Raw genomic sequence first — 8404 nt, forward strand, 5'->3', positions numbered from 1 at the left:
GACTCATGAGCAACTGAAAGCGAAGGCTCTGGAGAACCGCGAGGTTCGCAAGGAGTACGAGCGGGTCAACCGTGAAGAGTTCGCCCTGCTGGACATGCTGCTACAGGCACGCCGTGAAGCCGGGCTGACACAGGCTGATGTGGCCGATCGGATGGGCACCAAGGCGCCCGCTATTGCCCGTATGGAGCGAGCACTGGCGTCTGGCAAGCACTCCCCATCTATCAGCACCGTGCGGCGCTACCTGGAAGCCTGTGGGAAGGATCTGCGCCTAGAGGTAGCCTGATGCTACCTTATGGGGCCATAGGTTACTGAAAAATAAAAGAATACCGTACGACGATTTACAGAAATTCTTTTAAATCAAAAGAGTGGACGGCTGGTAGGATGGGACGTACGAATTGAGGGATCGTCGATAGGCGGAAAAGACAACGCCCCCACTCCGGGACTCTTGGCGGATGAACGGGGTGAGGGCGCTACATACTGTGTGAGGAAATTATGACCCACTCTGAACCCGTCTGCCAAGTGCTGCGGGACATCGTTCAAAATAAAGCTGGTCTACGTCGCCTGCGCTGCATGGGCAGGGGACGAGCATGAAACCTCCACACCAGCTTTCTCTTATTACTGAGCCATCGTTCTACCACGGGGTATCAGAGGCTGCGTACATCGCATTGCTCGCCCGCCAGAAAGGCGGTGACATGCGACAGCAGTCCTTCCGCGTTGCCTTTCTCGACAAGGTAATCCAGGCAGCTCCCCGCGATAGGGACTGCTACCTGTCTCAAGCTCAGTTCATGCGCCCTAACCGGCGGGCGGTTAACCTGTACAGCCTGCCACTGCTATTCTGCGATTTGGATCCCGTTTCACGACACCACATGCCGCCTGAGGAGTGGCGTCGCGCAGTGCTGATGGTCTGCAAGGATGAAGGCATACCGCCCCCCTCGCTGATTGTCTACAGCGGCCGCGGCGTACACTTGAAATGGATCCTCACGAGCCCTCTGCCTAGAGCCGCGCTGCCCCGCTGGAACTTCGCTCAGAAGCAGTTGGGAGAGCGCTTCCAGCAGATCGGGTCTGATCCTCAGGCTCGTGATGCCTCGCGTGTCCTGCGGCTCGAGCACACCGTCAACACCAAGACCGGGCAGCGCTGCGAGGTCATCTGGGTCACGGATGGTGGTGATGGCATGCCGATCCGTTATCCCTTCGACGTGATCTTTGACGAGGTGGCTCCCTTAGCCAGGGAACAGCTGGCAGAGGAACGCAAGCAGCGTATAGCGGGAAAAACCGGCCAACTGCCCCGCTGGCACGCGAAACCGTCGCTGACGGTAGTGAAGGGCGGACGCCATGGTCTGAAACGCATCAACTACCAGGAGCTGGCCTGGCACCGCCTTGAGGACCTGCGCACCCTAGCGGAAATGCGTACCGCTTACCAGGGAGGTCCCGAACCGCTTAAGGGGCAGCGCATGCTGTTCTTATTCTGGAGCCTGAACTTTATGGCTCTGTCCCATGCGGTGACACCGGCGAGCTTCTGGAAGGAGGCCCAGGCACTAGCCGCATCGCTGGCCCCTGGGTGGAGCTACGATAAGTCGGAGCTGAGCACGGTATACCATAAGACCAAGGCCTACTTTCAGGGCGAGGTGGTGGACTTCGGTGGTCGCAAGGTGCCCCCACTGTACACGCCCCGCAACGCAACGCTAATCGAGCGCTTTGCGGTCACAGACGACGAGCAGCACGAGCTGCGCACAATCGTAAGCAAGGGCGAGGCGCGGCGTCGTGATGCCGAGCGTAAGCGTCAGGTGCGCCGTGCGGCTGGTGTTCAGGAGCGTGCGGCTTACGATTCCATGGTGCAACACCGCCGTGAAGTGGCCTGGGCGTTGCGTACAAAGGGCTTGAGCATGCGCAATATCGCTAAGGAAATGGGCACAAGCTTAAGTCATGTACAGAGGATGCTAGCTGATGCTTAATTTGGGTGTACCCAACCGTGTCCGTATTTCTAGTGGCGGAGCCTCTGAGGCATTTGGGATCAAGAGTAACCGCCTTCGCGGATGTGCTCCAGATAGGCTAGAACTTCACAGGTACGGCCCTGGGAAACTAGTTGCTCGGCTGTTAGCCCGCCTAGGGCGGAGATCGGATAGGTTTGATACCAAGCCCAAGAAGCTGCCCGGGAGCCGGCCCAGGGCTCGATCTGTTCCAGAACCGTTTGAGTTTGTTGTTCGCGATTATGGCATTCTTGACGGTCGCGATAGCGGGCCCAGGCGAGCCCTCCACCGAACAGCAGCAGGGCGGTGAATAGGATGCCGAGTGGAAGGAGAATGGCAACAGCATTGGAAGTTGTCATATTGGTGTTCTCTTAGAGCAAGGAAAAACCCTTTGTTGCCATAGTGCCAGTTTCACTTAGGCTGAGAACGCCATCGATGATGGCGTCTCTGTGCTAACGCGACAGAGACGTGGGTGGGGGGCTTTGGTCGCGAAAAAGGCTTGGACCTCGCCACCTCAGGCTTTGCGGGACTAGGCTGGGAGTTTGTGCTCACAAATTATGGATGGCGGAAGCTAGGTAGTAGGTAGAATCCGTCACCGATTGCTGCCCCGAGAGTTTGGGTGAGGGGTGGGAGTCTTGGTCGCGAAATGCCTCGAGGGCCTCTGTGACGGGCGCTGTGGGAATATTTGAGCCAGGTAGTATCTGCCACCGTTTCGCTGGATGAGCCGTCTGTGTTGATCACGATAAGCGCCATAATCCTGATTCCCTGGGCTCCCTTGCATATGTGATCGGCCGAGGCGCGAATCACCGAAACCGCCATTGATGGTGGAAAGCACAACATTGCGCGTATGCGCAATAGGTGCCGGCTTACCATCTTTAGGGCATATGTGGTGGCTTCGGCGGGTCGCCATACCGCCCCATCACTTGCCACAGCAAGCGGATGGCGTACCAATGGTCACGCGCCGTGGTGGGTGCAAAGCCCTTGGCTGAGAAGTAACGATGCACGTGGCCGCGTCCCGTTTGTCGAGGATCGCAGCCACACCAAGCCACGAACCTTTCCACCCGTTTCAACTGCCGGCGCCTTGCTGCCTTGTTTCCCTTTGCTGCGTACTGCCGGAGGGCATGGTGGATGTTTCCCGGAATCATCGCATCGTCCCTAGGTAGGATACTGTGATGGCGATGCGTGAATGCCCCAACTCACGTGCCACGACTAACCGGGCGGCCCGATCTTCTGTCCGGCAGGCTTTGCCATTCATCATCCGAGGGAGGTGGCCGGTTTCCGCCTGATAGCGTTCCACGGCGTAGGCGGCTCGGAGTTCGTGAATCCGGCTGATACTGTGTTCCTGAAGTGTTTCCCGAGTCTGCCTGAGACTGGTTTCCTCCCATTGCGCCCAGGTCTGATTCGCGGGGATCAGGCTTCGTGCTTGCTCCTGGACGGCGGCGGCTTTGGCTAGCGTCTCCAGCTGACGAGGGTGCGTGATGGGTACTTCTCGCGTGCGCCCACCCTTGGTACCCGCACTGATCGTCACGCGGCCTCGTTCGCTGGCTTCCTGGAGCACCCGGCGTGCGTCCAGGAGTGAGGCTTCCTTGGCCCGTAGTCCGAAATCACGGGCCAATTCCACCACGGTGGCGCCGTTGGCGTTTTTCTGGCTGCGCAGCGCCTCCGCCGCTGCCGTCACGCCTGCCCTGTCGAGGCCGTCCGGGATCTCCGTACGCACGTTCACACGTGCGGCGATGCCGCCGTCCTTGGTGGGGCTCACGGACTCCCATGCCCCTTGGGTGGCGAGCGTCATCACCGAATTGACGGCACTCACGAGGTTTTGCCCATACGCGGCGGAGAGCTCTCCGCCTGCCACGCGTGCAGCGATGGACTGTGCGTAGGACGCCACGAGCTGTCCTGTGATGCCCTCTAGGCGCTTCACGCCTGCCTCCTTGGCGTAGGCGGCGAACGCCTGCCAGCGCTGCCCTAAGGTTGCAGCACTGGCGTATGCCATGGTTCCTGCCCTGGCCATCTCGTTGACAGCGAACCGACCCGCCTTGGCCAGGTCGCGGGTCTTTAATCCGAAGTTTGTGCCTTTGGCCATGCTTCGCTCCTGTTTCGGTAGTTGGTGGGCCCCCATGCCCCGTTCTATGCGGTAAGTGATGCGCGCTCGTGACGGTAAGCGCAGACCGTGGAGGCGGCGTTTTGGTGTCGCAGACGTTTCCCAACTGCGGACTGGTATCGCTGTAGTGATGTGACACGACCCCTACAGGTGCTATGGCGCGGGGCTGCGCATGCTGGTGGCGGCATTACGCCACCGGCTCCGGCTGAGGCGTGAAGCCCGGTTCCCTGCGAGGAGAGCCGCCTAGGATCGCTGTCACGTTTCAGGTACGGCGTTGCGCCGTGGCAGGCGTTTCGTCGGTTTTTGTCCGGCGAGAGCTTGGATGAAAGCCGCGTGGTTGAGCGGCTAGCTGGCCAGTGGGCTCCCGCGTCTCCTCGGAGCGAGGAGACGCGGGTGGGACGGCATCGCATGCGTTGGGCGGCATGATGAGGCGCAATCGCGCCCGGCGTTGGCGGTGAGTTGCCGATGACGCACCGGGGCACGAAGCGCCCAGGTACATGCGGCGGCAACGCGCGCAACACCGTCGAGGTACAGCCGTGGCCGGCTGGTGAGTCCGACGCCGGAGGCCGGCAGACGGAGGAGAGAGAAGGCTGGGCACGCAGGCACAGCAATACACGGCGGTAGCCGTGGTGGTTCATCCGCACGGGGCGAAGAGGGGAGATCATGCGCCGGTATGAGCCGCTTCAGACGGTCCTATATTGGGCGCAGAGCCGTCGCAGGCGAAGCGCGAGCGATGGTATTGCATCATCCGCAGGCCCCTAGGGGGCGAGGCGAGGAGGGCACGAGGCCAAAGATTGAAGGGCCGAAGCCGAGAATGCTGTTCTGGATTTCGAGGCCAGCTACCCCGCTGCCCGAGGACAGGACTGAAAGGACCGTGTTGTTTTCGGGGTCGGCATCCCCGGTCACTGTGCGACAGTTACGGAGCTAGATTACCTCGACTTGCTGGCTGTGTGAAGCCCGCCGCAGCCGGGTTATCTGTATGCGGTTGAACTGGTTCCGGTCTCGAGAGCTGAGAGTTGAGGTCGCGAAATCGCGTCAGCTGGGTGCTTTCACTCGCGGAGCGCCCGGATGCGCTGCCAATCGGTCGTTTTCTTTACGTCAGGCGACCAGCCCCCCAAGGCGCTCTGCGGGGCTGGTTTCCCGTAAAGAAATCGCGTAAACCTTTCTATGTATAGAAAAGGCCCGTTTCTCGGTTGCCCGATGGAGGCTGTGATGACGAATCGACGCGATACGCCGCATGAACGGCTACGGGGGAGCGTTATCAAACATGAGGCAATGGGGCTCCCATCAATGTCATGCAAGAAGATCCTCAGCAGGTGCTGGATCTGATAGCCAGGATAGAACATGAGATTTACACCTGATCCGAGCCAGATGATGGTGTAGAAGTCAAAAAATGTGTCCATGGACACCGTGCTTTCCTGGTATGCCAAAGAGGCTTTCGTGATTGAACCACCATCGCCGCCCCGACTGCACGGCAGTCAAAGATTGAACCTTCCTTCATCACCCACGATCACTGGACGTTCCATGTTCACGCGTAGCCATGTCTCGCGCAGTGAAACAATGTCGCCGTAGGCGATGACTTCCAGCGGTGACCGGCCATTGAAGCCTTCGTTGTGGTTGGCCATGGCCATGAAGCCATAGAGGTTCTTGGGATTGTCGAATATCACGCGAAGAGCTGCATGAATGTTCAGCACGTAGCTGATCCGAGTGAGCTGGTCTTCATCCAGGTTGAGCTGCCATTCTGGATCATGGCGCCTGGCACGCGCATAGGTGTCAAGGGAGACACGCAGGATTGCTGTGCCCTGCTCACTGCTGGCACCCCACTTTCCCAAGATCGTGGTGGCTGCTTGTAGTCCCGTGGCGGCCGTGTCCTTGTCCGTCATAGCCATCCCCCCTAGACGGGTACTCATACCAAACCTTGGCACGGCCATCGCTTTGAAGCCATGGTGTAAAATAAACGGGTATTTGTTTTCGTACAGGTCGACATGCTAAGGAGGGCGCATGATCATCGGCTATGCCCGCGTCAGTACCCAGGACCAGAACTCCCGGCTACAGCGTGATGCTCTCGAGAAAGCCGGCTGCGAGCAGGTCTTCGAAGAGCGTGTTACCGGCACCAAGCGAGAGCGCCCTGAGCTGCAGGCCTGCCTGCGCACCCTGCGCGACGGCGATACCCTGGTGGTGTGGAAGCTCGACCGCCTGGCCCGCTCGCTCAAGGACCTAGTGGAGCTGATCCACGAGCTGGATGCCCGCAGCGTGGGCTTTCGGTCGCTTACCGAGGCGATCGATACCGCCAGTGCCGGCGGCAAGCTGGTGTTCCACATCTTTGGTGCCCTGGCGGAGTTCGAGCACAGTCTGATCCGGGAACGGACCCTGGCTGGCCTGGTGTCGGCCAGAGCCCGCGGTCGCAAGGGAGGGCGCCGTCCCGTTATGTCAGCCGCAGACGTGCACAAGGCGGTAGCGATGCTGGCCGACCCCGAGATCACCAAGACCGAGGTGGCCAAGCACTTCGGGGTCAGCCGGGTGACGCTGAATGCTTCCCTGGAGCGGGAGGGCCTGGCCAAGGCGGTGAACCTCCCCAAGCTCAGCAGTTGCTGACTGAGTGTGAGCCTGAAGCCGCTGAGATGGAGAAGCTCCGGATTTGGCAGGAGGCGCCGGTGGTGGGGCGTGAAGGGATCTAATTATATGGGGAGAGCCTTCAAGCCGCTTCATCACGCGGAACTAGTCTGGCCAGATTTCCACCCATGCCCCTGAACAATTCGAACTCCCATCGAGGTGGCTTTCTTTTTTGCGTTAAAGCGTTATTTTATTATTGCGTTATACTGACAAGGGCAACCTATTGGGTGGCGCCTCTTTCACCATGGAGCCGGTTTCAATAGTAACGCTTTAACGAATTGACGTAATAACGCAAAGGGGGCAGGCGCCATGGGCTACATCATCGGTGTGGTGAGCCAAAAGGGCGGGGTGGGCAAGTCCACCGTGGCCCGGGCCATCGCCACGACCTACGCCGCCGCCGATTGGAACGTGAAGATCGGTGACTTGGATATTAATCAGTCCACGAGCTTTACCTGGCTTCAGCGCCGTCTGAGTCGCGGCATCGAGCCTGTGGTGGCCGTCGAGACGTTCGGCACCGTGGGCCAGGCCCTCCGGATCGCTGACGCCTATGACCTCATGGTGTTGGACGGCGCGCCGCATGCGACCCGGGCGATCGCTGAGATCGGGCAGAAGTCACACCTGGCAGTGTTGCCTGCCGGCCTATCCCTGGACGACCTGGAGCCCACCGTGCTCTTGGCCAACACCCTGGTCAGCGAGCACGGCGTACCGGTGGAGCGCATCGTCATTGCGCTGAGCCGTGTCGGCGACAGCTCCCGTGAGCTTGAGGAAGCCCACGCTTACCTGAAGGCGACCCCGTATCACGTGCTCGACTCGCAGATACCGGAGAAGACCGCGCTGCGCCGTGCACAGGACAGCGGCCTGTCCGTGGTGGAGACTCCCTACAAGGGGCCGCGCGAGCAGGCGGACCGGCTGATTCAAGCCATCATCAACCACCTAGAATCTGTAACTAATTAACGCAATGATGCATTAACGCAAGGAGTCGACGACATGGCCGCACCCAGCAAGAAACCCGGCAGCAAGGGGCTTCCCCCGCAGCCGACGCAAACCTCCCACGTGGTGGGCAACCACACCAGTAAGCCCGAGGCCGGCACCACCGTGCCTTGTAACTTCAGGGTGAGCCCCGAGTTGCGCCGCCGCTTGAAGGCCTTCGCTGTGGCGCACGACATGAGCATGGTTGAGGTGTTCGAGACGGCGGTGAACGAGTACATGGAGCGAAAAGGAGGGGCATAAAGAGGAGAAGGGACTTATCGAGCTGTTTTAAGTTAACAAATTTGTTATTTATTTGTCTATGCCCTATGCTATCGAGTACTACAATGAGGATCTCCAGCAAGAGGTCCTTAAGCTGCCGCCGACGCTGCTGGCCAGGTACATCAGCCTGACCGACCGCATGGTCGATGCCGGGCCGAATCTAGGAGAGCCGCACACCAAGGCATTCGGCAAGGGGTTGTTCGAGCTGCGGCTGAAAGGCGCCGAGGGCATCGCCCGGGTGTTCTTCTGTACCCGCATCGAGCAACGGATCGTGATACTCCACTGCTTTGTGAAGAAAGATCAGAAGACGCCGAAGCGGCACAAGACACTGGCCGAGAAGCGGCTGAAGGAGGTGAGGGATGCTGACTCATGAGCAACTGAAAGCGAAGGCTCTGGAGAACCGCGAGGTTCGCAAGGAGTACGAGCGGGTCAACCGTGAAGAGTTCGCCCTGCTGGACATGCTGCTACAGGCACG

Annotated in this window: 9 protein-coding genes; 6 read left to right on the forward strand and 3 right to left on the reverse strand. The window is 59.8% G+C overall.

Features of this window, described 5'->3' with window-relative positions:
• Both OP496_RS16015 and OP496_RS16020 read left to right on the forward strand, forming a co-directional pair.
• Positions 1 to 283 (forward strand): helix-turn-helix transcriptional regulator (locus tag OP496_RS16015; RefSeq protein ID WP_348522019.1); only part of this gene is annotated, 283 nt, incomplete at its 5' end.
• Positions 284 to 587: 304 nt separating this feature from the next.
• A complete protein-coding gene (locus OP496_RS16020; RefSeq protein ID WP_280564796.1) occupies positions 588 to 1952 on the forward strand; it encodes a replication protein in 1365 nt (454 codons plus the stop codon).
• Between the two features lie 59 nt (positions 1953 to 2011).
• On the opposite strand, the gene OP496_RS16025 is transcribed toward OP496_RS16020, so the two are convergent.
• The 3 genes from OP496_RS16025 to OP496_RS16035 all read right to left on the reverse strand — a co-directional run bounded on the left by OP496_RS16025 (position 2012) and on the right by OP496_RS16035 (position 5951).
• On the reverse strand, positions 2012 to 2326 hold the full coding sequence (locus OP496_RS16025; RefSeq protein ID WP_280564797.1) for a hypothetical protein: 315 nt from the start codon (positions 2324 to 2326) through the stop codon (positions 2012 to 2014).
• 782 nt (positions 2327 to 3108) lie between these two features.
• On the reverse strand, positions 3109 to 4050 hold the full coding sequence (locus OP496_RS16030; protein WP_280564798.1) for an integrase domain-containing protein: 942 nt from the start codon (positions 4048 to 4050) through the stop codon (positions 3109 to 3111).
• 1496 nt (positions 4051 to 5546) lie between these two features.
• Positions 5547 to 5951, reverse strand: coding sequence for a hypothetical protein (locus tag OP496_RS16035; RefSeq protein ID WP_280564799.1), 405 nt, complete (start codon positions 5949 to 5951; stop codon positions 5547 to 5549).
• 118 nt (positions 5952 to 6069) lie between these two features.
• On the opposite strand from OP496_RS16035, the gene OP496_RS16040 reads away from it, so the two are divergent.
• The 4 genes from OP496_RS16040 (at position 6070) to OP496_RS16055 (ending at position 8302) form a co-directional block, all read left to right on the forward strand.
• Entirely contained in the window at positions 6070 to 6663 is a 594-nt protein-coding gene (locus OP496_RS16040) for a recombinase family protein (RefSeq protein ID WP_280564800.1), read from the forward strand.
• A 327-nt stretch (positions 6664 to 6990) separates the two neighbouring features.
• On the forward strand, positions 6991 to 7635 hold the full coding sequence (locus OP496_RS16045; RefSeq protein ID WP_280564801.1) for a ParA family protein: 645 nt from the start codon (positions 6991 to 6993) through the stop codon (positions 7633 to 7635).
• 33 nt (positions 7636 to 7668) lie between these two features.
• On the forward strand, positions 7669 to 7911 hold the full coding sequence (locus OP496_RS16050) for a hypothetical protein (RefSeq protein WP_280564802.1): 243 nt from the start codon (positions 7669 to 7671) through the stop codon (positions 7909 to 7911).
• Positions 7912 to 7969: 58 nt separating this feature from the next.
• Entirely contained in the window at positions 7970 to 8302 is a 333-nt protein-coding gene (locus OP496_RS16055; RefSeq protein WP_280564803.1) for a type II toxin-antitoxin system RelE/ParE family toxin, read from the forward strand.
• The last annotated feature ends 102 nt before the right edge of the window (positions 8303 to 8404 follow it).

It is taken from the genome of Chromohalobacter sp. 48-RD10 (assembly GCF_029889785.1).
Taxonomy (GTDB): Bacteria; Pseudomonadota; Gammaproteobacteria; order Pseudomonadales; family Halomonadaceae; genus Chromohalobacter.

Bases quoted from the DNA above. Each gene is read 5' to 3' on its own strand.
- OP496_RS16040 (WP_280564800.1), top strand. From the start codon at position 6,070: ATGATCATCGGCTATGCCCGCGTCAGTACCCAGGACCAGAACTCCCGG.
- OP496_RS16030 (WP_280564798.1), bottom strand. From the start codon at position 4,050: ATGGCCAAAGGCACAAACTTCGGATTAAAGACCCGCGACCTGGCCAAG.
- OP496_RS16025 (WP_280564797.1), bottom strand. From the start codon at position 2,326: ATGACAACTTCCAATGCTGTTGCCATTCTCCTTCCACTCGGCATCCTA.
- OP496_RS16045 (WP_280564801.1), top strand. From the start codon at position 6,991: ATGGGCTACATCATCGGTGTGGTGAGCCAAAAGGGCGGGGTGGGCAAG.
- OP496_RS16020 (WP_280564796.1), top strand. From the start codon at position 588: ATGAAACCTCCACACCAGCTTTCTCTTATTACTGAGCCATCGTTCTAC.
- OP496_RS16055 (WP_280564803.1), top strand. From the start codon at position 7,970: ATGCCCTATGCTATCGAGTACTACAATGAGGATCTCCAGCAAGAGGTC.
- OP496_RS16035 (WP_280564799.1), bottom strand. From the start codon at position 5,951: ATGACGGACAAGGACACGGCCGCCACGGGACTACAAGCAGCCACCACG.
- OP496_RS16050 (WP_280564802.1), top strand. From the start codon at position 7,669: ATGGCCGCACCCAGCAAGAAACCCGGCAGCAAGGGGCTTCCCCCGCAG.